Raw genomic sequence first — 24,674 nt, forward strand, 5'->3', positions numbered from 1 at the left:
CATTTTACCCTGTAAAGGGCGCTTTGACGCCGGGAGGGCCTATGATAGAGAGCGCGCGGTCCCGCTTAACCGATTTTGGCGCAGCCGGGCTCAACGAGGCTTGGCCCGCGGTCCGTCCGGTCACGCGGTTTTCGCGCCTGACAACGGCGAATGGCGCTCCTTCCGTCGAGAAACGGGGCCATTCTCGCCAAAACTGCCCCATCGGGATTTGAACAGAGGCTCCGGGATGCTGAACAGGCGCAACGGTTACGAATACGAGGATTTGCTGGCGTGTGCCCGCGGCGAGATGTTCGGCCCAGGCAACGCCCAGTTGCCGCTGCCGCCGATGCTGATGTTCGACCGCATCACGGAAATTTCGGATACCGGCGGCGAGTTCGGCAAGGGGCTGGTGCGGGCCGAGCTCGACGTCAAGCCGGACCTCTGGTTCTTCGGCTGCCATTTCAAGAACGACCCGGTGATGCCGGGCTGCCTAGGCCTCGACGCGCTCTGGCAGATGGTCGGGTTCTACCTCGGCTGGATCGGCGGCGAGGGACGCGGCCGCGCGCTGGGGTTGAGCGAGTTGAAGTTCGGCGGCCAGGTGCTGCCCGAGGCCCGCAAGGTCGTGTACCAGGTCGATATCAAGCGCGTAATGCGCTCAAAGCTGGTGTTGGGCATTGCCGACGGGTGGCTTTCGGTCGACGACACGATTATCTATCGCGCCAAGGATCTGAAGGTCGGCCTGTTCAAGCAGGGCACGAGCCTGGGCTGAAGCAAGGCGCATCAATTTGAAGGCGACAACGATTAGGGCGAGGCGGTCATGAGGCGGGTTGTGGTCACCGGGATGGGCATTGTCTCGTCCATCGGAAACAACACCCAGGAAGTGCTTGCGAGCCTTCACGAGGCGAAGTCAGGCATCTCGCGGGCAGAGAAATATGCCGAGATGGGCTTCCGCTCGCAGGTGCAGGGCGAGCCGACGCTCGATCCCGCCGCTGTGATCGACCGGCGCGCGATGCGCTTCCTCGGCCAGGGCGCCGCGTGGAATCACATCGCAATGGAGCAGGCGATCCAGGATTCCGGCCTCGGGCCTGACGAAGTCTCCAACATCCGCACCGGCATCATTATGGGCTCAGGCGGCCCGTCGGCCCGCACCATCGTCGAATCCGCCGACATTACCCGCAGCAAGGGACCGAAGCGTGTCGGACCTTTCGCGGTGCCGAAGGCGATGTCGTCGACGGCGTCCGCGACGCTCGCGACCTGGTTCAAGATCAAGGGCGTGAACTATTCGATCTCGTCGGCCTGTGCGACGTCGAACCATTGCATCGGCAATGCCTACGAGACGATCCAGATCGGCAAGCAGGACATCATCTTCGCCGGCGGTTGCGAGGAATTGGACTGGTCGCTGTCGGTCCTGTTCGACGCCATGGGCGCGATGTCCTCGAAATACAACGACACGCCCGCCACCGCCTCGCGTCCCTATGACGTCAATCGCGACGGCTTCGTCATCGCAGGCGGCGCCGGTGTGCTGGTGCTGGAAGAGCTCGAGCATGCCAAGGCGCGCGGCGCGCGCATCTATGGCGAGATCGTCGGTTATGGCGCGACGTCGGATGGTTACGACATGGTCGCGCCGTCGGGTGAAGGCGCCGACCGCTGCATGCGCATGGCGATGTCGACCGTCAAGACCAAGGTCGATTACATCAACCCGCACGCCACCTCGACGCCGGCGGGTGATCCGCCGGAGATCGAGGCGATCCGGAAGGTGTTCGGCGTCGGCGAGAAGTGCCCGCCGATCTCCGCCACCAAGGCGCTCACCGGCCATTCGCTGGGCGCAACCGGCGTGCAGGAGGCGATTTACTCGCTGCTGATGATGAACAACGGCTTCATCTGCGAGAGCGCGCACATCCAGGAGCTCGATCCGGTGTTCGCCGACATGCCGATCGTGCGCAAGCGCATCGACAACGCCAAGATCGGCACCGTGCTGTCGAACTCCTTCGGCTTCGGCGGCACCAACGCCACGCTGGTGTTCAGCCGGCTGGATGCGTGATTGTTCGATTTGGTCATGCCCCGCGAAGGCGGGCCATCCAGTACGCCGCGGCCTCTCGATTTATCACGAACCGTCCTGGAATACTGGATCGCCCGCTCCAGTGCGCAAGTGCGCACAAGGCGGGCGATGACGTCGAAATGGGAGCTATGAGGCGATGGAAGGTCTGATGAAAGGCAAGCGCGGTCTGATCATGGGCATCGCCAATGATCACTCGATCGCCTGGGGCATGGCGAAGGCGCTGCATGCCCACGGCGCCGAGCTTGCCTTCACCTTCCAGGGCGATGCCCTAGGCAAGCGCGTCAAGCCGCTGGCGGAGTCTCTTGGCGTGGAATTGGTGCTGCCTTGCGACGTCGAGGACATCGCCAGTGTCGATGCCACATTCGCTGCCTTGCGCGAAAAGTGGGGCAAACTCGATTTTGTGATCCACGCGATCGGCTTTGCCGACAAGAACGAGCTGAAGGGCCGCTACGCCGACACCAGCCGCGAGAATTTTTCGCGCACCATGGTGATCTCCTGCTTCTCGTTCACGGAAGTGGCCAAGCGCGCTGCCGAACTGATGACGGAGGGCGGCAGCATGATCACGCTGACCTTCGGCGCCTCCATGCGCGCGATGCCGAATTACAACGTGATGGGCGTGGCCAAGGCGGCGCTGGAAGCCTCGGTGCGTTATCTCGCCGCCGATTTCGGTCCACGAGGCATCCGCGTCAATGCGATCTCTGCAGGCCCCATCCGCACGCTCGCCGGCTCGGGCATCGGCGAGGCACGCGCGATGTTCGCTTTCCAGCAGAAGCATGCGCCGCTCCGCCGCGGCGTCACGCTCGACGAACTCGGCGGCTCGGCGCTGTATCTGCTGTCGGATCTGTCCGGCGGCGTCACCGGCGAGGTGCACTACGTCGATTCCGGCTACAACATCGTCCTGATGCCGAAGCCGGAAGATCTGAAGGCGGAATGAGCCTTCCGAGGCCCGACCGGGGCCGCGGCGCCTCCTCGCACCCCACGATCATGGGGCAGACTCGGCAATAGGATGATGTTTCCTGCGCCCGGTAGCGCCGCACGACCGGCGCGTCCCGCGGTTCGGGAGGAATCTTGCCGATGGTGCGTGCGATCTGTTGCGCGGGTGTGCTCGCGTCCATTGCGGGCGCTGCCCTGACCTGCGCGAGCTTCCCTGTCCTGGCACAGTCGGCGATCTGGGATTCGGCCCTGTCCAATACGCACTGGTACGTGCCGACGGCACAATTGCTGGCCTACGCTGCGCCGATAACGGGTTTTTCGAATCCGATTCCAATCGGCGATCAGACGCTGTGGTCGCTATCCACCGCGACGAATGGATCATTCACCGGGACCAGCGTCGCGCAGCTCAAGATCGGGTCGGCGCTCGTGACCGACACCTCCACGATCCAGGGCTTCGTGACGACGGCGGGGCAGATCACGATGCTGTTCACGCCGACCTCGGGAGGCGCCGTGACCGTCGGCCTCGGCAACATGCGATCTATCAACGGTGTAACGGAGATGGAAATGCAGATGATCACGGGGGATAGCCTCCTCGTGACCCACTGGGCCTATATGCTGCCCTATGACCCCGCGACCTTCACGCCGCCGCCCTCGCAGGCCGTCCCGGCCAATTCGGTGCCGCAATGGGCATGGACGGCCGGCACGCCGTGGCGGATCGTCAGTCCCGCCCTGTTCGGCACGTCCACTCCCGGACGTTTCGTCATCACGAATTATCAGAACGGATATTTCTGGGGCGTCGGTATCGCGCCCACAGGCGGTGCCACCAGTTTCACCCTGCTGGGCTCCGTGACGCCGGAGGGCAACGTTCTCTTCAACACGCTGTCACGCGGCAATCTCACCAGTCTCTATGGGACCGCAAGCGGCGACGCGTCGGGTTCGCAGATGCTGGTCAGCACCTACGACCCGACGGGCAATCCGACCGGCGCGATAGCCTACCTGTCGCTAGTGCAGCCCTATGCCGTCACCCTGCGATCCCAGAACAACCGGGCAGGGATTGGCGCGGCCGACACGCTCTACCAAATGTCCACGACGTCGCTTGGCTGGACGGGCTCCATGGTGCCGGGCTTCCTCGCCCTGGACAATCTGAGCGGTCCGAGCCTGTCCAACGCCATCAATCAGACATTGCCCGTTCTCACCGGCGCGGCGTCGCAGGCGACCTATGCGACGCAGCGCGCGCTTCAGCAGGCCGTCACGGGACGTCTTGACGACATTCGTGGGCTCAGCTCCGGCGTTGTGCCCGAGCGGAACGTCTGGATGAAGCCGTTCGGCGGCATCGTCCGGCAGGGAAGCCTCGATGGCGTCCCCGGATACAACGCCTCCGGCGGCGGCGTAGCCGTCGGCGCGGACGCTGCGATTTCGCCACGCGCGATGCTTGGCGGCGTGTTTGCCTATTCCCGTCAGGCGATCACGGGAAGCGAGGATGCGATTCCCAATCGGCTCGCCATCGATTCATATCAGCTGGGACTCTACGGCGCTTACGCCGTCAGCCGCGACCTTCACGTCGATGCCCAGCTTGACGGCGCGCTCAATGACAATGGAGAAAGTCGCTCGCTGACTTTCATCAACAACACCGCAGCAGGAAACTATCGGTCCTACAGCGCTCACGTCGGTGTTGCGGTCAAGAAGCAGATCCCGCTCGAGGTTGGACTTACGCTCGTGCCGTCATTTCGACTGGACTACGGACAGGTGCGTTCGCCCGCCTATCAGGAAAATGGTGCCGGCGGCTTCAGCCTCAACGTCGATTCGCAAGTCTATCGGGAGCTGACCCTAACGACGGGGCTCAAGGGCGCGTATCAGCTGGCGAGGCAAGCCTATCTCACCGGCGAAGTCGGGATCGGCTACAACGCGTGGAATCGGGGATTACAGATCAGCGCGACATTTGCCGGAGGTGGCACGAGCTTCGTCACCAACGGTCTCAACCTCTCGCCATGGATCTACTCGGCGGGCCTCGGATTGGTCGTTGCCGGCAGCGACCGTGTCGATCTCGGCATTCGGTACGGCCTCCAGGCCACGACGTCCGGATTGCTGCAGCAATCCGGTCTGGCCGTCCTTAAGGTCAGGCTTTGAGTCCGACGCAGTCGCCTCACCCCGCCGCGATCTTCTCTGCGCGCTGGAATGCCGGCCGCGCCACGCAGCGGGCGATATAAGCGTCGAAACTGGGGCGCGGCGGCACCAACTTGAACATCCGCACGGCGAAGTTCAGCCCCGAGCCGATCACGATGTCAGCGGCCGTGAACTCGTCGCCAAGGATCCATGGTCCCTTGGCCAGCGCGGTGTCGAGGACGTCGAACACTTGCGTCGCGCTGCCCCAGGCCGCTGTGGAGGTGGGCACCTCGAGCTTGGTGAAGATCTGGATCAACCCGGGCTCGATGCAGGCCGGCCCGAAGAACAGCCATTGCAGGTATCGTGCGCGACGCGGATCGGTCGGCGCCGGCGCGAGCTTCGTCTCCGGATAGCGATCGGCGACATAGGCGCAGATCGCGGCCGCCTCGCCGAGCGCGGCATCGCCATCGACCAGGGCCGGTACCTTGCCCATCGGATTGATCTTCAAGTACTCCGGCGCCTTCTGCGCGCCCGTCGTGATGTCGGTCAGTACACGCTCATAGGGCAGGCCGGTTTCTTCCATCAGCCAGAGCGCGGAGAAGGAGCGCGAGCGGGGCGACCAGTAGAGCTTGATCATGGGATCTCACCTTTCATCGGGACGCGATCTTCCTCGTGCATCGCGCGTCTTGTGCAACTTGGCAAGTCGCTACGGCTGGGGTTGCGATGCATGTTTCACGCGAGATGTTGGTCAACGCTCCCTTTCCGCACGCTTTGGTACAACGTCATCAAAATGCACAAGACACTGAAAATGAGCCTGCAATCGCCGCTGGCGTGTCGCAGACGCTTTGGTCGATGGACGATCTCTGCGAGAAGATGGACGCTGTTGCGCCGAAGCCTGGAAAGCGCAGCCCCTACAAAAAGCACGTTGCCGTCACTCTCTAAAGGCCGTGACGCGGATTTCGACGTGCATCTTGGGGTCGCCAAGTACCGCGACGCCCAGGCACGTCCAGATCGGCTTATGATCGGGCATCCGAAGGCGAAACTGCCGCGCCATCTCCGCTGTAGCTGCAAGGATCGTCCCGTCCGGTTCCGGCGTATGGTATGAGTTGATGTGAGCGACGTTTGCCCAATCAAGCCCGACCTCATTCAGCATGAAGGCCACATTATCGAAGGCTTGATTGATCTCTGCCTCAATCGGAACGCCGACCGGGAAATCGAGCGTATCAGGATGCCAGCCGCCTTGGCCGGATAACTCAACTCGGCCATCGGTCTCCAAGACCATCGAATAGCTGTATTCTCTGGCGTTCTTTTCGCCCCAAGCGCCCGGAGAATTAAGCTTGAACCTCGCCACATTGCTCTCCCGTCGCGAGCATCGCGAGCCTATCGCAGGCAGCCCTTCATTTCAAACTAGGACACTACCTGGCAATCGATCGACGCTGTTCTTTCTGCGCCACCGATAGCACTTCATCATGAAGCCCGTTGCCGTCGCGATCTCTTCCCGCTCGAACATGAAGCCCTCGCGCTCGTACCAGCGCCAAGCCTTCTCGTTCTCACGCACGCAGCGCAGGACGATCTCGTCGGGCAACTGCGTCCGCGTGAAGGCGAGCAGCTGCCGGCCGAGCGAGCGTCCCTGATAGCTTGGCGCGACGAAGAGCATGTCGAGATAGAGTTTTGGCAGATGCAGCGCCAGCATGGCGGCGATCACGCCATGATCATCGGCGACAAAGAGGCTCCAGCCATCCTCGATCTCGCGCCGCACGCGCGCGCGCAGGTTCGCGAGCAGGAAATTGCTTGCCTCCGCCAGGCCGGTCGAGACCCAGCTCTCCATCCAGACGCGGGCGATCTCGTCGTATTCGTGCGGCTCGGCAGGACGGATGACCGGAGTGGACATGGGTATGATCGATCAGGCCCTGCGTGGAGCGGCTGTTGCCGCATGCCGTGCGCGCACCTTGCCGGCCGACAGGCACACCACCTCGGAGATTTGCAGGAGCTGCCGTGCCAGCGGGCTGGTCTTGCGCCAGACCATGCCGATGGTGCGCGAGGGCTGCGGATCGGCGAAGCGCGCGACCGAGACGGAGGCCGAGCGCGTCTCCACCGGCAGGGCCATTTCCGGGATCAAGGTCACGCCGATGCCGGCGCTGACCATCTGAACCAGCGTCGACAGTGAATTCGCATCCAGCATCTCGCGCGGCGGGGCCGATTGCATATTGCAGAACGACAGCGCCTGGTCGCGGAAACAATGTCCTTCCTCGAGCAGCAAGAGCCGCATCTCGCGCATCATCTCGCGTGAGGGCACCGGCGTTCCCTCATCCGTGCCCGGTCGCACCAGCAGGAATTTTTCCTCGAACAGTGCAACTTCGGTCAACGATGGTTCGGAGACCGGCAGCGCGACGATCGCGGTGTCGAGCCGGCCTTCGGTCAGCTCCTGGATCAGCTTGGGTGTCATCGTCTCGCGCACGCGGATATCGAGCTCCGGATGCAGGCGCGTGAGGTTCTTGGTGATCGTGGGCAGCAGATAGGGCGCGATCGTCGGGATCATGCCAATGCGCAGGCGGCCGGCGAAGCGGTCGCGCGAGGCGCGCGCGAAGTCGCCGAGCTCATCGACCGAGCGCAGGATCTCGCGCACGCGCTGGGCGAGCTCCTCGCCGAAGCGCGTGAGTGCGACCTGGCGCGCGCTGCGCTCGAGCAAGAGGCCGCCGAGCGTCTCCTCCATTTCCTTGATCTGCATCGACAGCGCCGGCTGCGAGATCGAGCAGGCTTCCGCCGCGCGCCCGAAATGGCCGAGACGCGCCAGCGCATCGAAATATCGGAGCTGCCGCAGCGTCAGATTTATCATCAGAAAATCCTATCGCAGCGATCATTAAAGTCAACTTTACCTGATAAGAGGGGGCGCCTAGAGTCGCTTGACCTGGGTCATGGCGAAGTTCGACGCCACCAGAGGAGGTATTCATGGACGATCAAGCAAAATGCCCGTTCACGGGCGGCAAACCCGCACCCTCGAACCGCGAGTGGTGGCCGAACCAACTGGATGTCCAGGTCCTGCACCGGAATTCCGATCTGTCGGATCCGATGGGCGAGGACTTCGACTATGCCAAGGAATTCAAGACGCTCGACCTGAATGCGGTCGTCAAGGACCTGCATGCGCTGATGACCGACTCCCAGGAGTGGTGGCCGGCCGACTTCGGTCACTATGGCGGCCTGATGATCCGCATGGCCTGGCACAGCGCGGGCACTTACCGCATCACCGACGGTCGCGGTGGCGCCGGTGCCGGTCAGCAGCGCTTCGCGCCGCTGAACAGCTGGCCCGACAACGCCAACCTCGACAAGGCCCGCCGGCTGCTGTGGCCGATCAAGCAGAAGTACGGCCGCAAGATCTCGTGGGCCGACCTGATGATTCTCGCCGGCAACGTCGCGCTGGAGTCGATGGGCTTCAAGACGTTCGGTTTTGCGGGTGGTCGCGCCGACGTCTGGGAGCCGGAAGAATTGTATTGGGGTCCCGAAGGCACGTGGCTGGGCGATGAACGCTACAGCGGCGAACGCCAGCTCGCCGAGCCGCTCGGCGCGGTGCAGATGGGCCTCATCTACGTCAATCCGGAAGGACCGAACGGCAAGCCGGATCCGGTCGCGGCCGCCAAGGACATCCGCGAGACGTTCTTCCGCATGGCGATGAACGACGAGGAGACCGTCGCGCTGATCGCCGGCGGCCACACCTTCGGCAAGACCCACGGTGCGGGCGATCCGTCTCTCGTCGGACCCGAGCCGGAAGCCGGTGCGCTGGAAGATCAGGGTCTCGGCTGGAAGAGCAAGCACGGTACGGGCATCGGCGCCGACGCGATCACCGGTGGTCCGGAAGTCACCTGGACGCAGACGCCGACGAAGTGGAGCAACTATTTCTTCGAGAACCTGTTCGGTCACGAATGGGAGCTGACCAAGAGCCCCGCGGGCGCGCAGCAGTGGAAGGCCAAGGTGACCGAGGCGGTCATTCCGGACGCGTTCGACAAGTCCAAGAAGCATGTTCCGACCATGCTCACGACCGACCTCTCGCTGCGTTTCGATCCGGCCTATGAGAAGATCTCGCGGCGCTTCCTCGCGCATCCCGACCAGTTCGCGGACGCCTTTGCCCGCGCCTGGTTCAAGCTCACCCACCGCGACATGGGTCCGATCGCGCGCTACCTCGGCCCGCTGGTGCCGAAGGAGACGCTGATCTGGCAGGATCCGATTCCGGCCGTCGATCATGAGCTCGTCAGCGAGCACGACGTCGATGGCCTGAAGACGAAGATCCTGGCTTCCGGCCTCTCGGTGTCCGAGCTGGTCTCCACGGCCTGGGCATCGGCCTCGACCTTCCGCGGCTCCGATAAGCGCGGTGGCGCCAACGGCGCGCGTATCCGCCTTGCCCCGCAGAAGGACTGGGAGGTCAACCAGCCGGCCCAGCTCTCCAAGGTGCTCGGCAAGCTCGAGGCGATCCAGAAGGAGTTCAACGCGGGCAAGAAGAAGGTCTCGCTTGCCGACCTCATCGTCCTCGGCGGTGGCGCCGCGGTCGAGAAGGCTGCGAAGGACGCCGGTATCGACGTGAAGGTGCCGTTCACGCCGGGCCGCATGGATGCGTCGCAGGAGCAGACGGACGTTCCGTCCTTCGCGCCGCTCGAGCCGCGGGCTGACGGCTTCCGCAACTATGTCGGCGGCAAGCATCAGTTCCTGAGGCAGGAGGAAGCTTTGGTGGACCGGGCGCAGCTGCTCGTGCTCACCGCGCCGGAGCTGACGGTTCTCGTCGGCGGTCTGCGCGTGCTCGGTGCCAACGCAGGCGGTTCGAAGAACGGCGTGTTCACGGCGAAGCCGGGGACGCTGACCAACGACTTCTTCGTCAACCTGCTCGACATGAGCACGCAGTGGGCGCCGGTTGCCAACGGCGCGTATGAGGGACGTGACCGCAAGACCAATGCGGTCAAGTGGACCGCGACCCGCGCCGACCTGATCTTCGGCTCGCACTCCCAGCTCCGCGCCTTCGCCGAAGTCTATGCGAGCGCGGATTCGAAGCAGAAGTTCGCCAAGGACTTCGTCGCGGCCTGGACCAAGGTGATGAACGCCGATCGCTTCGACATCGCCTGAGGTGCTCTACCTCTTCCCGCTGGGGAGAGGTGAAGGAAAACAAAAAGGGCGGCCGAGAGGCCGCCCTTCGTGTTTGCAGTGCCGAGAGATTTACTCGCCGGCCGCTTCGCGCGGAGCCTGCTGGCCCTCGGTAGCCTTCTGCTTGGCCTCGAGGTCCTCGCCGGTCTGCTGGTCGACCGCCTTCATCGACAGGCGGGTCTTGCCGCGATCGTCGAAGCCGAGCAGCTTGACCTTGACCTTGTCGCCTTCCTTGACGACGTCGGTGGTCTTTTGCACGCGGCTGGCAGCGAGCTGGCTGATGTGGACGAGGCCGTCCTTGGAACCGAAGAAGTTCACGAAGGCGCCGAACTCCATCACCTTGACGACGGTGCCGTCATAGATCTGGCCGACTTCGGGCTCGGACGCGATCGACTTGATCCACTTGATCGCGGCCTTCATCGCCTCGCCGTCGCTGGAGGCGACCTTCACGGTGCCGTCGTCCTCGATGTTGACCTTGGCGCCGGTCTTCTCGACGATCTCGCGGATCACCTTGCCGCCGGTGCCGATCACTTCGCGGATCTTGTCGGTCGGGATCTTGAAGGTCTCGATGCGCGGCGCGTATTCGCCGAGCTCGGCGCGAGCCGCGGTCAGGGCCTTCGCCATCTCGCCCAGGATGTGGACGCGGCCGTCCTTGGCCTGGCCAAGGGCGACGCGCATAATCTCCTCGGTGATGCCCTCGATCTTGATGTCCATCTGGAGCGAGGTGATGCCCGCTTCCGTGCCGGCGACCTTGAAGTCCATGTCGCCGAGATGGTCCTCGTCACCGAGAATGTCCGAGAGAACCGCGAAGCGCTTGTCTTCGAGGATCAGGCCCATCGCGATGCCGGCGGTCGGCCGCTTCAACGGCACGCCGGCGTCCATCAGGGCGAGCGAGGCGCCGCAGACCGACGCCATCGAGGACGAGCCGTTGGACTCAGTGATCTCCGACACCACGCGCGTGGTGTAGGGGAATTCGTGGTGCGGCGGCAGCACGGGATGGATCGCGCGCCAGGCGAGCTTGCCGTGGCCGATCTCCCGACGCTTGGTGCCGCCGAGGCGCCCGGTTTCGCCGACCGAGTAGGGCGGGAAGTTGTAGTGCAGCAGGAAGGTTTCCTTGTACGTCCCCGACAGCGCGTCGATGTACTGCTCGTCCTCACCGGTGCCGAGCGTGGTCACGACCAGCGCCTGGGTCTCGCCGCGGGTGAACAGCGCCGAACCGTGGGCGCGCGGCAGCACGCCAACTTCCGCGACGATGTTGCGGACCGTCTTGACGTCGCGGCCGTCGATGCGCTTGCCGGTATCGAGGATGTTCCAGCGAACGATCTTGGCTTCCAGCTCCTTGAACACGGCGGCGACACGGAGCTTGTCGTATTTCGGCTCCTGCCCTTCCGGGAAGAAGTGCGCCAACACCTTTTCCTTGGCGGCGCCGACCGCGGCGTAGCGTTCCTGCTTGATCGGGATCGCGTAGGCGGTGCGCAGCTCCTGCTCGATCAGGCCGAGCATCTCCTTCTCGATCGCGGAATTGTCGATCGCGACGACTTCGCGCGGTTCCTTGGCGGCCTTCTCGGCGAGCTCGATGATCGCGTTGATCACCGGCTGGAAGTGGCGGTGACCGAACATCACCGCGCCGAGCATGATGTCCTCGTTGAGCTCCTTGGCTTCCGATTCCACCATCAGCACGGCGTCGGCGGTGCCGGCGACGACGAGGTCGAGCTGGGTATCGACCATCTCGTCGAGGGTCGGGTTGAGCACGTACTCGTCATTGACGAAGCCGACGCGGGCGGCGCCGATCGGACCCTTGAAGGGCGCGCCGGACAGCGTCAGCGCGGCCGATGCGGCAACCAGCGCCACGATATCGGGATCGTTCTCCATATCGTGCGACAGCACGGTGACGATCACCTGCGTCTCGTTGCGCCAGCCGTCGACGAACAGCGGACGGATCGGACGGTCGATCAGGCGGGAGACCAGCGTCTCCTTCTCGGTCGGACGGCCTTCGCGCTTGAAATAGCCGCCGGGAATGCGGCCCGCGGCATAGGCCTTCTCCTGGTAGTCGACCGTCAGCGGCAGGAAGTCGACGCCTTCGCGCGGCGCTTTCGCGGCCACGACAGTGGCGATCACCACGGTCTCGCCGTAGGTCGCGAGGACGGCGCCGTCGGCCTGGCGCGCGACCTTGCCGGTTTCAAGCTTGAGAGGGCGTCCGCCCCAGTCGATCTCGACTGAATGCTTATTGAACATAGATGTCTTCTTTCATGGGTTCTCGAAAGAAGGGGCGCGTCGAAAAACAAAAACCATGCGCAAGATTGCGGGACGCTGATCGAAACGGGTGATCAGCGTCCTGCGATCCTGCCATGGTTTTTGGATTTCGGATGGCGTCCATCCTTTCGGGTCATACGGGCGCCTTGCCCGTTGCGCCCAGCCGCCGGATTGCTGCTGGACAGGTCAGTCGGCATGAGCGTGAACGCCAAATCGCGGCCTTCGACCATCATGCCCCGGATGCGAATCGGTATTGGCCCGCACCCGACATGCGCGTGAGCCTCGATCAAAAACCTTGAAAAAAGTGCTTTCGTTCGAAACCACGCGCAAAAACGCGCGCCGGTGGCGCGCGCAAGAGCTCTTAACGACGAATGTTGTGCTTCTCGAGCAGCGCCTTGTACCGCGCCTCGTCCTTCTTCTTGAGGTAGTCGAGGAGCGAACGGCGCGTCGACACGAGCTTCAAGAGGCCGCGGCGCGAATGGTTGTCCTTCACGTGGGTCTTGAAATGGTTCGTGAGGTTGTTGATGCGTTCCGAAAGGATCGCGACCTGGACCTCAGGCGAGCCGGTGTCGCCGGCCTTGGTGGCATTCGTCTTGATGACTTCCGCTTTGCGTTCTGCGGCAATCGACATCGTCAATTTCTCTCGTTGCGACCGGTGCTGGCAGTCAGGCCGGTCAGGTTGAACACACGCTTGGGGATGATTTCGCCATTGCCAACTTCAGCAAGCGCCAAAAGACGGCCTGCCACCGTGACATAGACTGTGCCGCTACAAGTGGGCGCATCCCGTCCGCGCAATAAAACGGCCTGGCCCCGATGGAGCCTTGCCGCATCAGCCCGAGTGACGGCCAGTGCCGGGATGTCGTCCAGCGCGGTCTCAACGGGCAAAAGCGCGTCGGCGAGGCTGCCCTCGCCGGACGCGGCTCTATGGCACAAAGCCTCCAACTGATCCAGCGGAATCATGTCGTTCTCGCCAAATGGACCGACCAGGGTCCGCCGCAGCGCGCAGATATGGCCGAAAGTGCCAAGAATCCGGCCCATATCGCGGGCCAACGCGCGGACATAGGTCCCCTTGCCGCATTCGGCTTCGAATACCGCTCGATCGCTATCTGGTTGATCCACAAGGGATAAATGGTGAATCTCAACCGGGCGGGGGGCCAGTTCCACGACCTCGCCGTCGCGCGCCAAGTCGTAGGCACGCTCGCCCTGGACCTTGATCGCGGAATAGCGCGGCGGGACCTGCTCGATGACGCCGGTGAACCGGGGCAGCAGCGCCAGGATGGCCTCCCGGGTCGGGCGCTGGTCGGAGGTCGCGGTCGCCCGGCCCTCGATATCATCGGTATCGCGCTCCTCGCCCCAGCAGACGGTGAAGCGGTAGCGCTTGCGGCCGTCCATCACGAAGGGGACGGTCTTGGTGGCTTCCCCGAGCGCGATCGGCAGGCCGCCGGAGGCGAGCGGATCGAGGGTGCCGGCGTGGCCGGCGCGCTTGGCCTGGAACAGGCGCTTCACCACCGCAACCGCCTGCGTCGAGGTCATTCCGATCGGCTTGTCGAGCACGACCCAGCCGTGCACATCGCGCCGGTCGCGGCGCGGCTGATTGCTCTTCTGCTGCTTGGCGCGCGGATCATTGTTGACGCGGCGCTCCTGCGCATGCGGCGTGGCGTCGCCGCGCATCTCGGCAAAATTATTTTTTTGCACGTCGCGCGAATCAGCGTCTTCGGTGCCGATTGCACCGTGAGCCGGGTCCGTCATCATTGTTCTTCTTCCCGATCCGAATCCGGATACTGTTCCAGATCCTTGTCCAAGTCTTTTTGCACCGCAGGCGTTCGCAATAATTTCTCGATCCGTTCCGCTTCGTCGAATCGCTCGTCGACGCGGAAGCGAATGTCAGGTGCAAATTTCAGGTTAACGCGCCGCGCGACTTCGCCGCGCAGGAATTTCTTGTTGCGATCGAGCGCTGCAATCACGCGTTCGGTGTCGCGGCCGCCGAGCGGCATCACGTAGATGGTCGCGAGCTTCAAATCCGGCGACATCCGTACCTCCGGCACGGTGATGATGTGGCCTTCGAGGTCCGCATCATGCACATTGCCTTGCGCCAGAATATCGGCCATCGCATGGCGAACCTGCTCGCCGACGCGCAACTGTCGCTGCGAGCCGCCGGGCGCGGAGCTCTTTTTCTGATGGTGGCGGGGCATTTCTCTGAAAAATCACCTCATCATGCCTGTGATGGGACACGGGCATTGTCATTGTCATGTTGAACGAATGAGACGTCGATGGCCGGAATGAATCCGGCCATCGCGCTCTCGCAATTTCAGTTCAAAAAGATCCAGGCGCTTCGGTAAGATTTGGACTTACAGGGAGCGCTGGATCGTCTCCACTCGATAACACTCGATCACGTCGCCCACGCGCATGTCGTGGTAGCTCTCGAAGGCCATGCCGCATTCCTGGCCGGCCTGCACTTCCTTCACTTCGTCCTTGAAGCGCTTCAGCGTCGACAGCTTGCCTTCGTGCACGACGACGTTGTCGCGGATCAGGCGCACATTGGCGCCGCGTTCCACGGTACCGTCGGTGACGCGGCAGCCGGCGACCTTGCCGACCTTGGAGATGTTGAAGATCTCCAGGATCTCGGCATTGCCCAGCATGGTTTCGCGCAGGGTCGGCGCGAGCAGACCGCTCATCGCCTTCTTCACGTCATCCACGAGGTCGTAGATGATGTTGTAGTAGCGGATCTCGATGCCGTTGCGCTTGGCGGCCGCGGCCGCCTCCTTGTTGGCGCGAACCGAGAAGCCGATGATCGCTGCGTTGAAGCCTTCAGCGAGCGTCACGTCGGATTCCGAGATGCCGCCGACACCGGCATGCAGGATGCGGGCTGCGACTTCGTCGGTGCCGAGCTTCTCGAGCGAGCCGAGGATCGCTTCCAGCGAGCCCTGGACGTCGGCCTTGACGATCAGCGGGAATTCCTTGCGGCCCGCGGTCTTCAACTGCGACATCATCTGCTCGAGCGAGCCACGCATGCCGGAGATCGAGGCTGCCGCGTTCTCGCGCTTCTGGTGCGCGCGGTAGCTGGTGACCTGCCGGGCGCGGGCTTCGTTCTCGACGACCGCGAGACGGTCGCCGGCCTCCGGCGGACCGTTGAAGCCGAGCACTTCGACCGGCACCGACGGACCTGCCTCCTGCACCGTGTCGCCCTGATCGGAGATCAACGCACGGACACGGCCCATCTCGGCGCCTGCGACGATGATGTCGCCGACACGGAGCGTGCCGCGCTGGACCAGCACGGTCGCGACGGGACCACGGCCGCGGTCGAGCTTGGCCTCGATCACGGTGCCCTCGGCCGGACGCTGCGAATTGGTCTTCAGGTCGAGGATTTCGGCCTGCAGCGCGATCATCTCGAGCAGCTTGTCGAGATTGGTCTTGTTCTTGGCGGAGACCTCGACGTCGACGACTTCGCCGCCGAACGATTCGACCTGCACCTCATGCTGGAGCAGCTCGGTGCGCACGCGCTCGGGCTTTGCGTCGGGCTTGTCGATCTTGTTGATCGCCACGATGATCGGCACGCGCGCCGCCTTGGCGTGGTTGATGGCCTCGACCGTCTGCGGCATCACGCCGTCGTCGGCCGCGACCACCAGCACGACGATGTCGGTGACCTTGGCGCCGCGAGCGCGCATGGCGGTGAACGCGGCGTGGCCGGGCGTGTCGATGAAGGTGATCTTCTTGCCGCTCTCAGGCGACAGGACCTGATAGGCGCCGATATGCTGGGTGATACCGCCGGCTTCGCCCGAGACCACATTGGCATGACGGAGCGCGTCGAGCAGCGAGGTCTTGCCGTGGTCGACGTGGCCCATCACGGTCACGACGGGCGACCGCGTTTCGGTGTCGGTGGAATCGTCGACGGCGTCGAACAGGCCTTCCTCAACGTCCGACGCGGCGACGCGCTTGACGGTGTGACCCAGTTCTTCAGCGATGAGCTGCGCAGTGTCGGCGTCGATCACGTCGGTGATCTTGTGCATCGCGCCCTGCTTCATCAGCATGCGGATGACGTCGACCGCGCGCTCGGACATGCGGTTGGCGAGTTCCTGGATGGTGATCGCTTCCGGGATCGTCACCTCGCGGATCAGCTTTTCCTTCGGTTCGTTCGAGGCATGGCCCTTCAGGCGCTGGGTGCGTCGGCGGAACGAGGCGATCGAGCGCTCGCGCACTTCGTCGGCATTGAGCGCGGTGACGACCGTCAGGCGGCCGCGCTCCTTCTGCGGGCCGGGCTTGTGGGTGGTCTTGGGGGCTGCCGCCGGACGCGCGACGCCGCCGGGACCGCGGCGGATCTGGCGCGGACCCTCGTCCTCGTCCGGTCCGGCGGCGACTGCGGGGGCGCGACCCGCCGGGCCGGCCGGCCGCTGCGTGGTCGTTGCGGGCCGGGCCGCGGAGGCCGTCGGCCGCGCACTGGTCGTCCCGGGCCGCGGCGCAGGAGCCACCGGTGCTGCCGTCGCGGTGCGCGCCGCAGATTGCGGCTGCTCGCCTTCGCCAAAACGCTTCTTGGCCTCGATCTCGGCCTTCCGCTTGGCTTCGTCTTCGTGGCGATGACGTTCGTCCTCGGCCTTGCGGCGGGCTTCAGCGGCCTCGCGCTCAGCGCGCTCGGCGGTTTCGCGGATGGCGCGGCGCTGGGCCTCTTCCTCGGCCTGGCGGCGTTCCTCGACCTCGCGCAGCTTGGCATCGGCCAGCGCGCTGGCGCGGGCGGAACGTTCGTCCTCGGTCAGCGTGCGCAGCACCACGCCGGAATTGGCGTTGCGCGGCGCGGCGGGCGGCGGAGCCGGGCGCGCCGCAGGAGCGGGGGCGGCCGGCGCCGGCTTCGCAACCTCAGGGGTGTGCGGCTCGGTGTCCCCGATCCGGCGCTTGCCGCGCTTCTCGACCACAACCTGCTTGCTGCGGCCATGGCTGAAGCTCTGGCGCACGGTGCCCGTTTCGACGCGCGGCTTGAGCGTCAGCGTCTTGCTCGGAACGCTCAGCTTCTTGTCGCCAGGGGTCTTGGTATCAACCATTCAGCAGTCCTAATCTTGTTGTCGTTGTGCGTTGCCGCACCGTCATACCGGTCGTCGTTTGTCTTCAGAAATCCTGGCCGCGCTTTTCGGCAGTCTCGTCATCGTCCGCCATCCGGTATCGGACCAGCATCTGGCTACGTGACAGGAATGTCCTGCTCGCCGGGCCCGCGAGCAGCGCAGCATGTATCACATTTGACCTGCCTAGTGCCAAATCCAATTCTGCCGATTTCAATGCGGTGACGACCGGAATTTGCGTCTTCTCGTCGCGATTCCGCTCGTTTTGCCGCACCATCGCGTCCAATTTGCGGATTCCGTCCTGAGCTCCGTCACTGGCGTGGATCAGGACTGCAACCGCTCCCTCTTTCAGGGCGGTCTCGACTTTGCCGAAACCGGCCAGGACCTGGCCCGCCTTGGTGGCAATCGCCAGCGCCTCGGTCACACTCCGAACCAGCAGCGTTTCCGTGTCAGAGGGAAGCGTCGGCGGGACGCGCAAATTGCGCCTGAAGGCCTTGCTGAAATGGTTACGGCGGACGGCTTCCGCAACCGCCTGTCGCGAGGCCGATATCCACATGCCCCGGCCAGGGAGCTTGCGCTTGAGGTCGGGAACAATATCGCCCTGGGGTGAAACGACGAAGCGGATCAGCTCGTCGATCGGCCGGACCTTTCGGCTGACCACGCACATGCGCATGGTCGCGGACCTTTCGGTCCGCGGTCCATGGTCGAGTTCGGGGTCAGTGCTAGCAAGCATCCGGGCGACATCTCCTGATCGCCCTTAAGCCGGCTGCTGTTCGGACGCCTCGGCGTCTTCAGCGGGCTTGGCGAGGTCGGCCTCGGTGATCCAGCCGGCCTTGACGCGCGCCTGCATGATCATCGCCTCCGCATCGTCGCGGGAGATGTCGATGCCGTCGAGCGCGCCCTTGAACTTGGTCTGCTCGCCGCCTTCCTTGCGCTCGGTCCAGCCGACCAGGTCGTCGGTGGCGCAGCCGGCGAGGTCGTCGACAGTCTTGATGTCGTTCTCGCCGAACTTCACCAGCATCTTCGAGGTGACGCCGGGCACGTCCTTGACGGCATCCTCGACGCCGAGTTCCTTGCGCTTGGCCTCGAGCTCGGCTTCCTGCTGCTCCAGATATTCGCGCGCGCGGTTCTGCAGCTCCTGCGCGGTCTCCTCGTCGAAACCTTCGATGCCGGCGAGTTCCTTGACGTCGACCATCGCCAGTTCCTCGACCGAGGTGAAGCCTTCGGACGCCAGCAATTGACCGACCACCTCGTCGACATTGAGCGATTCCATGAAGACGCGGGTGGAGTTCTCGAAATCGGCCTGGCGGCGCTCCGATTCCTCCTGCTCGGTCAGGATGTCGATGTCCCAGCCGGTAAGCTGCGAGGCGAGGCGGACGTTCTGGCCGCGGCGGCCGATCGCCAGCGACAGCTGGTTGTTGGTGTCGGGCACCACGACCTCGATGCGCTCGCGGTCCTCGTCGATGACGACCTTGGACACTTCGGCCGGCGCCAGCGCGTTGACCACGAAGGTCGCGATATCCGGCGACCAGGGGATGATGTCGATCTTCTCGCCCTGCAATTCGTTCACCACCGCCTGCACGCGAGAGCCGCGCATACCGACGCAGGCGCCGACCGGATCGACCGAGGAATCGCGGGAAATTACGCCGATTTTCGCGCGCGAGCCGGGATCGCGGGCCACCGCCTTGATCTCGACGATGCCGTCATAGATTTCCGGCACTTCCTGCGCGAACAGCTTCGCCATGAACTGCGGATGGGTGCGGGAGAGGAAGATCTGCGGGCCGCGGGTCTCGCGGCGCACGTCGAAGATATAGGCGCGGACGCGATCGCCGTTGCGGAACACCTCGCGCGGCAGCATCTCGTCGCGGCGGATGATGGCTTCGCCACGGCCGAGATCGACGATCACGCTGCCATATTCGACACGCTTGACGACACCGTTGACGATGTCGCCGATGCGGTCCTTGAATTCCTGGTACTGCCGGTCGCGCTCGGCCTCGCGCACCTTCTGCACGATGACCTGCTTGGCGGACTGCGCGGCGATGCGGCCATATTCCAGCGGCGGCAGCGTATCGGCAATGGTGTCGCCGACCTGGGCGCCGGGATTGGCGCGCTGCGCGTCGACCAGTGAAATCTGGTTGGAATGATTTTCAACCTTGTCGACGACCAGCATGTGGCGCGACAGCCGGAGCTCGCCCTTCTTGGGGTCGATCTCGGCGTGAACGTCGGTCTCGCTGCCGTAACGGGCGCGCGCCGCCTTCGCGATGGCGTCCTCCATCGCGGCAATGACGATACCGCGGTCGATCGATTTCTCGCGCGCAACGGCGTCGGCGATCTGCAGCAATTCAAGTCGATTGGCGCTGACTGCCATGGTTAGTCTCCTTCGTCAGGCTCGATTTCGCCGCGCCGCGCCCGTTCGGCGGCCAGGCGATGTTGCTTGGTGTTCTTCGGTGCCGGGTTCTTTTTCGGCTTGGTGTTCTTGGTCGTCTTTTCGCTGATCTTGGCGTGCGCCGGTTGCGGCGGCTCCAGGCCGAGATTGCGGCGCATCTCGCGTTCCTGCGCCTTGCCCCGGCGCATGGACTCCGCGATCAGCTCGTCGGTCAGGACCAGTCGCGCCTCGCCGATATCCTCCATCACCAGGAGAACGTCGGTGTCCTCGCCGGCCTTGACGTCGTCGCGCGTGATGCGAACGCGGTCGCCTTCGATGCCGGCAATGGTGCCGCGGAAGCGCTTTCGCCCGTCATGGGCGACGGCCATCTCGATCTTCACGAGGTGACCCAGATGGCGCTCGAAATCGGAGCGGCGCACCAGCGGCCGGTCGATCCCCGGCGAGGATATCTCCAGCCGATAGGCGCGGTCGATGGGATCGGCGACGTCGAGCACCGGCGACAGCGCCCGCGAGATCGCCTCGCAATCCTCGATCTGCATTGAGCCGTCCGGCCGCTCCGCCATGACCTGGACCGTGCAGCCGGCTTCCCCGGAGATGCGGATCCGCACCAGGCGATAGCCCATGCCTTGCAGCACGGGGCCCGCGATCGCCGAGACCCGCGCGGCCACGCCCGGCTCGACCACGAGCCGCGGCTCGGCCAATAGCTCGGTATCTGTGGAACCAGCGCTGGGTTCGATCATATCAGGGGTCAAGACGCTTCTAGTGGTTAACGCTTGCTTTAAGCTGCTTTAGGGAACTCGTGGGGTCGGTCGGCCCTCGCAGACGTGGTCGCCCGATCTCGTCGTCGATGCAGGTAACAAAAAAGAGCGGGTCCTTCCGGGCCCACTCTCAATACCGATCGTATGAGAAGATAAGTTGCCGCGGATATAGCGCTTTTCGCCCCTCTCGACAAGGCCCGGCCGCCCCAGGAGCGGCTTTTTGTGCGGCCCATGGCCTAACCGTTCCTTCACCAAGGATGGCCTAAATTGCCTGCTGGCGGCGCATTTTAAGGCTTCTCGTGTACTCCCGGCGTGCCCAATGCGAGTTTGCGTTTCATGACCGTTGCCACGTCGCTCATTCCCGGACTGGACGAGATCGTCAGGCGTGGCGACCCCCGGCGTCGCAGCGACATCGCGCGCGCCGTCGCTGACCTGTTCTTCCAGGACGCCGCCAAGCTCAGACCTGATCTCGTCGATCTCTTCGACAATCTCCTGATCGACCTCGTTCCGCATGCCGACCTGACGGCGCGCATCGATCTTGCCGAACGGTTTTCGCGCGTGGCAAACGCGCCGCGCCATCTCGTCGGTCAGCTCGCGCGCGAAAACGAAATTCAGGTGGCGGGCCCCGTGCTGCGCCGCTCGCCGGTGCTCGACGAAGCCGCGCTGCTGGAGATTGCGCGCCTGAAAGGTCAGGGCCACCTTCTTGCCATGACCGAGCGACCCGTCCTGTCCGCCGACATCACCGATGTGCTGGTCGAGCGCGGCGATCGCGACGTGGTGCGGCGTGCCGTCGGCAATGCCGGTGCGATGTTCTCGGCAGGAGGCTATTCGGAGCTGATCAAGCGTGCGGCACAGGACGGCGTGCTGACGCTCAAGATCGGCCAGCGCGACGATCTCTCCGGCGACCAGCTCAGGGACCTCCTGGGCGGAACGCTCGACGTCATCCGCCGTCGTCTGTCGAGCGTGGTCAAGCCTGCGCGCCAGGCCGAGATCAGGCGCGCGATGAACGAGCTCGAGGAGGCCTCGCTGCCGCCAGGTCCGCGGCGCGATTATGCGGCGGCACAGCGCACCGTGCTCGGCCTGCATCGCGAAGGTCACCTCGGCGAAAGCGCGCTGCTCGGCTTCGCTAAGGCCCACAAATATGAGGAATCCATCGCTGCGCTGTCCGCGATGTCCGGCGTCAGGCTCTCCGTGCTCGACCGGCTGATCGCCGGCGACCGTTACGATCCGATCCTGATCCTGGGCCGGGTTCTGAATTTCGGCTGGCCGACCGTGCGCGCCCTGATCCTGTTGTGGTACGGCCCGCAGCGCGCGCCCGCAGATGCCGATATCGAAGCGGCGCGAATGAACTTCACCAAGCTGATGCCGTCGACCGCCGAGCGCGTCGTGAATTTCTGGCGCAGCCGCCAGACGATCTGAGGTCAATTCTTCTGTCATTCCGGGGCGCGCGAAGCGCGAACCCGGAATCCCGAGATTCCGGGTTCGATGCTGCGCATCGCCCCGGAATGACAACTATAGTCGTTTGAATCGCAAATACGCCGCCTTGCGGCCCTCGCGCTCGGCTTTTCTGCCATAGCGCGTCATGGTGTAGCCGTCCCAGGGCTGCCGAAAATCGTCGGCGCGCTCGGCGAGCCAGACGAAATCCGGCGAGCGCGCGAGATGCGACAGCGTCCAGGCGCAGTAATCGTCGATGTCGCAGACGAAGCGGAATTCGCCGCTGCTTCTAAGCACGCGCGCCATCGCGGCAATGGTCTTGTCCTGGACGAAGCGTCGCTTCCAGTGCCGCCGCTTCGGCCAGGGATCGGGATGGATCAGGTCGATCCGCGACAGCGAAGAGTTCGGCAGCCAGGCCAGCAGCTCGGCGGCATCGCCCGCGAACAAGCGGATATTGCCGATATTGCGCGCCTCGATCTGCGCGAGGATCTTTGCCATGCCGTTGACATAGGGCTCGCAGCCGATGAAGCCGGTGGCCGGAAAGTCTTGCGCCTCCGCCGCCAGATGCTCGCCGCCGCCGAAGCCGATCTCGAGCCGCAGCGCTTGCGCGGCGGGATCGAAGATCTCGCGCGCATTCGCAGGCGCGCCTTGCGTGATGTCGAGCGTGAGATGCGGCAGCAGATGCGCAACGAGGTCGGCCTGGTGCTGGCGGAGCTTGTGCCCCTTGCGGCGGCCGAAGAACGCGCGTTCGCCGTCGTCAGCGCGAGCCGGATCCGATCTGCGCTCGCTCATCGCAGCGTCTGGTACAGGCGATAGAGCAGCCGCGCGCGCGGCTCGAGCGAGGAGACGTAGAGCTGCTCATAATGGGTGTGTGCGCCCTTGCCGTCGACGCCGAGCCCGTCGAGCGTCGCGGTATGGGCCGCGGTGAAATTGCCGTCCGATCCGCCGCCGGTGTGGGTGTCGATCAGGTCGAAGCCGAGCTCGCCCGCCAGCGTTTTCGCGTGCTCATAGAGCGAGGCGCCGGAATTGCTCTTTTCGTAGGGCGGCCGGTTGAGGTTGCCCGTCACCTTGACGGTGACGCCTTCGGTCTTCGATGTCAGCCCAAGAATCTTTCCGACGAATTCTTCGGCGTCGGCATTGCTGAGCACGCGCAGGTCGACCTCGGCATGGGCTTCTTCCGGCGTGACGTTGGGTCGCGTGCCACCGCGCACCACGCCGACATTGACGGTGACGCCACGCTCGAGATCGTTCATCCCCTCAAGTGCGTGGATGATGTGGGCGAGCTCGCGGATGGCGCTGCGGCCATCCTCGGGCCGCGAGCCCGCATGCGCGGGCACGCCCTTGATGAAGATTTCGAATCGCCCGACGCCCTTGCGGCCCGTGACGATCTTGCCGCCGTCGCGCGCCGGCTCCGTCACCAGCACATATTTGGCCTTGCGTCCTTCCGCTTCGATCAGCGCGCGCGAAGTCGGGCTGCCGATCTCCTCGTCCGAGGTGAATATGTGGGTGATACCGAGCGGCGAGCGGTCGGACGTGGCGCACAGGTTGCGGAATGCGTGATGGGCGATATAGGCGCCGCCCTTCATGTCGTAGATGCCGGGGCCGAAGGCGCTGTCGCCCTCGACCTTGAAGGGCAGGCGCTCGATGAAGCCCATCGGGTGTACTGTATCGAGATGGCTGAGCACGAGAATGCCGGGTCTGTCCTGTCCCCATGCCGAACGCACCACGAGATGATCACCGCAGCCATTGATGCCCGCGACGCGTTCGGTCGTGACGGGCAGGTCGCGATGCTGCTCTGTGACGACAGACATCAGCTTGTTGACCTGCTTAGGCGCCTCCGTCGGCGTCTCGATCTCCACCCAGTGGCGAATGCCCTCGAGGATGGTCGCAGTGTCGAACGGATTTGAGCTGGACATGTCGTCGCCTAAAGCCTCGGGGTGAGGAATGTCGTGGAAGGTCGCGCGCCTTATACGCGGACCGCACATCACGACATAGGCCAGATTTGGCGCAGCCTCATGGCCCGAATGCAGGGCGCGTCAGCGGTTGTCGGGGCCTTCGCGGGCGGCAATCTGCTCGACGAGATCGACGATCGAGCGGCGCAGCTTGGAATCGGTGATCCGGGTGAAGGCTTTCGTCAGCGCCAGCCCTTCGGACGTGGCGAGGAAGTCGGAGACGTAGGAGGGCGAGGCGCCCTCGCTGAAGCCTTCGGGGCCCGGCGTGCCGCTCGGTCCGCCCTCGAACAGGAACGACACCGGCACCTGGAGGATTTCCGCGATCTGCTGAATGCGACTCGCGCCGACCCGGTTGGTGCCCTTCTCGTATTTCTGGATCTGCTGGAACGTCAGGCCAAGCGCTTCGCCAAGTTTCTCCTGGCTCATGCCCAACATGATGCGGCGCATGCGCACGCGGCTGCCGACATATTTGTCAACAGGGTTGGGCGCTTTCGACATCTCCTCTGCCCTCCTCAGACACCTTTAGCGCAACAGGGGAGTATGCGTCAGGTGATAACGTCGCCAAAACCTCTCTTGGGATTTTTGGGAAACATTGCGGAGAAATTTAGCAACGCCCCACTGTCTTGGTGCAGCAAGGGCAGAATGCGG

22 protein-coding genes are annotated in these 24,674 nt (G+C 64.2%); 7 read left to right on the forward strand and 15 right to left on the reverse strand.

The annotated features are described in order from the left end of the window. The first annotated feature begins 226 nt into the window (after window positions 1-226). From fabA to YUU_RS55710, 4 genes are all read left to right on the forward strand, one after another. Window positions 227-748 (forward strand): bifunctional 3-hydroxydecanoyl-ACP dehydratase/trans-2-decenoyl-ACP isomerase, encoded by a 522-nt coding sequence (fabA, locus tag YUU_RS0147035; protein WP_027528315.1) that lies wholly within the window; start codon window positions 227-229, stop codon window positions 746-748. A 48-nt stretch (window positions 749-796) separates the two neighbouring features. Next, entirely contained in the window at window positions 797-2,020 is a 1,224-nt protein-coding gene (gene fabB, locus YUU_RS0147040; RefSeq protein ID WP_027528316.1) for a beta-ketoacyl-ACP synthase I, read from the forward strand. Between the two features lie 154 nt (window positions 2,021-2,174). Further along, window positions 2,175-2,972 carry an enoyl-ACP reductase FabI gene (gene fabI / locus YUU_RS0147045; RefSeq protein ID WP_027528317.1) on the forward strand — a complete coding sequence of 266 codons (798 nt, stop codon included), beginning with the start codon at window positions 2,175-2,177 and terminating at the stop codon, window positions 2,970-2,972. Between the two features lie 140 nt (window positions 2,973-3,112). Further along, entirely contained in the window at window positions 3,113-5,098 is a 1,986-nt protein-coding gene (locus YUU_RS55710) for an autotransporter outer membrane beta-barrel domain-containing protein (RefSeq protein ID WP_051390303.1), read from the forward strand. 16 nt (window positions 5,099-5,114) lie between these two features. Here YUU_RS55710 and YUU_RS0147055 read toward each other — a convergent pair whose 3' ends face one another. Further along, window positions 5,115-5,711, reverse strand: a complete 597-nt coding sequence (locus YUU_RS0147055; RefSeq protein ID WP_027528319.1) for a glutathione S-transferase family protein — start codon at window positions 5,709-5,711, stop codon at window positions 5,115-5,117. Between the two features lie 86 nt (window positions 5,712-5,797). On the opposite strand from YUU_RS0147055, the gene YUU_RS59950 reads away from it, so the two are divergent. Further along, window positions 5,798-6,016, forward strand: coding sequence for a hypothetical protein (locus tag YUU_RS59950; RefSeq protein ID WP_156944961.1), 219 nt, complete (start codon window positions 5,798-5,800; stop codon window positions 6,014-6,016). On the opposite strand, the gene YUU_RS0147060 is transcribed toward YUU_RS59950, so the two are convergent. Genes YUU_RS0147060 through YUU_RS0147070 form a run of 3 tightly spaced genes read right to left on the reverse strand, consistent with a single transcriptional unit; the run spans window position 6,006 to window position 7,910 of the window. Continuing rightward, window positions 6,006-6,425: a Rid family hydrolase gene (locus YUU_RS0147060; protein ID WP_027528320.1), complete on the reverse strand. Its 420-nt coding sequence runs from the start codon at window positions 6,423-6,425 to the stop codon at window positions 6,006-6,008. The genes YUU_RS59950 and YUU_RS0147060 overlap by 11 nt on opposite strands. Before the next feature lie 51 nt (window positions 6,426-6,476). Then, window positions 6,477-6,965 (reverse strand): GNAT family N-acetyltransferase, encoded by a 489-nt coding sequence (locus YUU_RS0147065; protein ID WP_027528321.1) that lies wholly within the window; start codon window positions 6,963-6,965, stop codon window positions 6,477-6,479. Between the two features lie 12 nt (window positions 6,966-6,977). Beyond that, window positions 6,978-7,910, reverse strand: coding sequence for a hydrogen peroxide-inducible genes activator (locus YUU_RS0147070; protein WP_027528322.1), 933 nt, complete (start codon window positions 7,908-7,910; stop codon window positions 6,978-6,980). Between the two features lie 113 nt (window positions 7,911-8,023). On the opposite strand from YUU_RS0147070, the gene katG reads away from it, so the two are divergent. After that, window positions 8,024-10,180 carry a catalase/peroxidase HPI gene (katG, locus tag YUU_RS0147075; protein ID WP_027528323.1) on the forward strand — a complete coding sequence of 719 codons (2,157 nt, stop codon included), beginning with the start codon at window positions 8,024-8,026 and terminating at the stop codon, window positions 10,178-10,180. Window positions 10,181-10,270: 90 nt separating this feature from the next. Here the strand turns inward: katG and pnp are convergent, their stop codons facing one another. The 8 genes from pnp to rimP all read right to left on the reverse strand — a co-directional run bounded on the left by pnp (window position 10,271) and on the right by rimP (window position 20,622). Beyond that, window positions 10,271-12,433 (reverse strand): polyribonucleotide nucleotidyltransferase, encoded by a 2,163-nt coding sequence (gene pnp, locus YUU_RS0147080; RefSeq protein WP_027528324.1) that lies wholly within the window; start codon window positions 12,431-12,433, stop codon window positions 10,271-10,273. A gap of 379 nt (window positions 12,434-12,812) precedes the next feature. Then, window positions 12,813-13,082, reverse strand: coding sequence for a 30S ribosomal protein S15 (gene rpsO, locus YUU_RS0147090; protein WP_008540131.1), 270 nt, complete (start codon window positions 13,080-13,082; stop codon window positions 12,813-12,815). A gap of 2 nt (window positions 13,083-13,084) precedes the next feature. After that, entirely contained in the window at window positions 13,085-14,203 is a 1,119-nt protein-coding gene (gene truB / locus YUU_RS0147095) for a tRNA pseudouridine(55) synthase TruB (protein WP_027528325.1), read from the reverse strand. Continuing rightward, window positions 14,200-14,643 (reverse strand): 30S ribosome-binding factor RbfA, encoded by a 444-nt coding sequence (rbfA, locus tag YUU_RS0147100; RefSeq protein WP_027528326.1) that lies wholly within the window; start codon window positions 14,641-14,643, stop codon window positions 14,200-14,202. Before rbfA ends, truB begins: the two co-directional genes overlap by 4 nt. A gap of 156 nt (window positions 14,644-14,799) precedes the next feature. Continuing rightward, the gene (gene infB, locus YUU_RS0147105; RefSeq protein WP_027528327.1) at window positions 14,800-17,481 is read right to left on the reverse strand and encodes a translation initiation factor IF-2; all 2,682 of its coding nucleotides are present in this window, start codon (window positions 17,479-17,481) and stop codon (window positions 14,800-14,802) included. A gap of 64 nt (window positions 17,482-17,545) precedes the next feature. Next, on the reverse strand, window positions 17,546-18,229 hold the full coding sequence (locus tag YUU_RS0147110; protein ID WP_027528328.1) for an RNA-binding protein: 684 nt from the start codon (window positions 18,227-18,229) through the stop codon (window positions 17,546-17,548). 24 nt (window positions 18,230-18,253) lie between these two features. Beyond that, complete coding sequence (gene nusA / locus YUU_RS0147115) at window positions 18,254-19,864, reverse strand: transcription termination factor NusA (RefSeq protein ID WP_027528329.1); 1,611 nt, start codon at window positions 19,862-19,864, stop codon at window positions 18,254-18,256. 2 nt (window positions 19,865-19,866) lie between these two features. Further along, on the reverse strand, window positions 19,867-20,622 hold the full coding sequence (gene rimP, locus YUU_RS0147120) for a ribosome maturation factor RimP (RefSeq protein ID WP_027528330.1): 756 nt from the start codon (window positions 20,620-20,622) through the stop codon (window positions 19,867-19,869). 354 nt (window positions 20,623-20,976) lie between these two features. Between rimP and YUU_RS0147125 the strand changes: the two genes are divergently transcribed. Next, window positions 20,977-22,059: a DUF2336 domain-containing protein gene (locus YUU_RS0147125; protein ID WP_027528331.1), complete on the forward strand. Its 1,083-nt coding sequence runs from the start codon at window positions 20,977-20,979 to the stop codon at window positions 22,057-22,059. Between the two features lie 93 nt (window positions 22,060-22,152). Here the strand turns inward: YUU_RS0147125 and trmB are convergent, their stop codons facing one another. From trmB to YUU_RS0147140, 3 genes are all read right to left on the reverse strand, one after another. Beyond that, window positions 22,153-22,866 (reverse strand): tRNA (guanosine(46)-N7)-methyltransferase TrmB, encoded by a 714-nt coding sequence (gene trmB / locus YUU_RS0147130; RefSeq protein ID WP_027528332.1) that lies wholly within the window; start codon window positions 22,864-22,866, stop codon window positions 22,153-22,155. After that, on the reverse strand, window positions 22,863-23,990 hold the full coding sequence (locus YUU_RS0147135; protein WP_027528333.1) for a M20 family metallopeptidase: 1,128 nt from the start codon (window positions 23,988-23,990) through the stop codon (window positions 22,863-22,865). Before YUU_RS0147135 ends, trmB begins: the two co-directional genes overlap by 4 nt. Before the next feature lie 120 nt (window positions 23,991-24,110). Further along, on the reverse strand, window positions 24,111-24,524 hold the full coding sequence (locus tag YUU_RS0147140; RefSeq protein ID WP_027528334.1) for a helix-turn-helix domain-containing protein: 414 nt from the start codon (window positions 24,522-24,524) through the stop codon (window positions 24,111-24,113). Window positions 24,525-24,674: the final 150 nt, after the last annotated feature.

This window comes from Bradyrhizobium sp. Ec3.3, assembly GCF_000472925.1.
Lineage (GTDB): Bacteria > Pseudomonadota > Alphaproteobacteria > Rhizobiales > Xanthobacteraceae > Bradyrhizobium.

Bases quoted from the DNA above. Each gene is read 5' to 3' on its own strand.
- YUU_RS0147110 (WP_027528328.1), bottom strand. From the start codon at position 18,229: ATGCTTGCTAGCACTGACCCCGAACTCGACCATGGACCGCGGACCGAA.
- YUU_RS0147125 (WP_027528331.1), top strand. From the start codon at position 20,977: ATGACCGTTGCCACGTCGCTCATTCCCGGACTGGACGAGATCGTCAGG.
- YUU_RS55710 (WP_051390303.1), top strand. From the start codon at position 3,113: ATGGTGCGTGCGATCTGTTGCGCGGGTGTGCTCGCGTCCATTGCGGGC.
- YUU_RS0147135 (WP_027528333.1), bottom strand. From the start codon at position 23,990: ATGTCCAGCTCAAATCCGTTCGACACTGCGACCATCCTCGAGGGCATT.
- YUU_RS0147065 (WP_027528321.1), bottom strand. From the start codon at position 6,965: ATGTCCACTCCGGTCATCCGTCCTGCCGAGCCGCACGAATACGACGAG.
- fabI (WP_027528317.1), top strand. From the start codon at position 2,175: ATGGAAGGTCTGATGAAAGGCAAGCGCGGTCTGATCATGGGCATCGCC.
- YUU_RS59950 (WP_156944961.1), top strand. From the start codon at position 5,798: ATGCATGTTTCACGCGAGATGTTGGTCAACGCTCCCTTTCCGCACGCT.
- truB (WP_027528325.1), bottom strand. From the start codon at position 14,203: ATGATGACGGACCCGGCTCACGGTGCAATCGGCACCGAAGACGCTGAT.
- trmB (WP_027528332.1), bottom strand. From the start codon at position 22,866: ATGAGCGAGCGCAGATCGGATCCGGCTCGCGCTGACGACGGCGAACGC.
- pnp (WP_027528324.1), bottom strand. From the start codon at position 12,433: ATGTTCAATAAGCATTCAGTCGAGATCGACTGGGGCGGACGCCCTCTC.
- katG (WP_027528323.1), top strand. From the start codon at position 8,024: ATGGACGATCAAGCAAAATGCCCGTTCACGGGCGGCAAACCCGCACCC.
- YUU_RS0147070 (WP_027528322.1), bottom strand. From the start codon at position 7,910: ATGATAAATCTGACGCTGCGGCAGCTCCGATATTTCGATGCGCTGGCG.
- fabA (WP_027528315.1), top strand. From the start codon at position 227: ATGCTGAACAGGCGCAACGGTTACGAATACGAGGATTTGCTGGCGTGT.
- infB (WP_027528327.1), bottom strand. From the start codon at position 17,481: ATGGTTGATACCAAGACCCCTGGCGACAAGAAGCTGAGCGTTCCGAGC.
- rimP (WP_027528330.1), bottom strand. From the start codon at position 20,622: ATGATCGAACCCAGCGCTGGTTCCACAGATACCGAGCTATTGGCCGAG.
- fabB (WP_027528316.1), top strand. From the start codon at position 797: ATGAGGCGGGTTGTGGTCACCGGGATGGGCATTGTCTCGTCCATCGGA.
- nusA (WP_027528329.1), bottom strand. From the start codon at position 19,864: ATGGCAGTCAGCGCCAATCGACTTGAATTGCTGCAGATCGCCGACGCC.
- YUU_RS0147140 (WP_027528334.1), bottom strand. From the start codon at position 24,524: ATGTCGAAAGCGCCCAACCCTGTTGACAAATATGTCGGCAGCCGCGTG.
- rpsO (WP_008540131.1), bottom strand. From the start codon at position 13,082: ATGTCGATTGCCGCAGAACGCAAAGCGGAAGTCATCAAGACGAATGCC.
- rbfA (WP_027528326.1), bottom strand. From the start codon at position 14,643: ATGCCCCGCCACCATCAGAAAAAGAGCTCCGCGCCCGGCGGCTCGCAG.
- YUU_RS0147055 (WP_027528319.1), bottom strand. From the start codon at position 5,711: ATGATCAAGCTCTACTGGTCGCCCCGCTCGCGCTCCTTCTCCGCGCTC.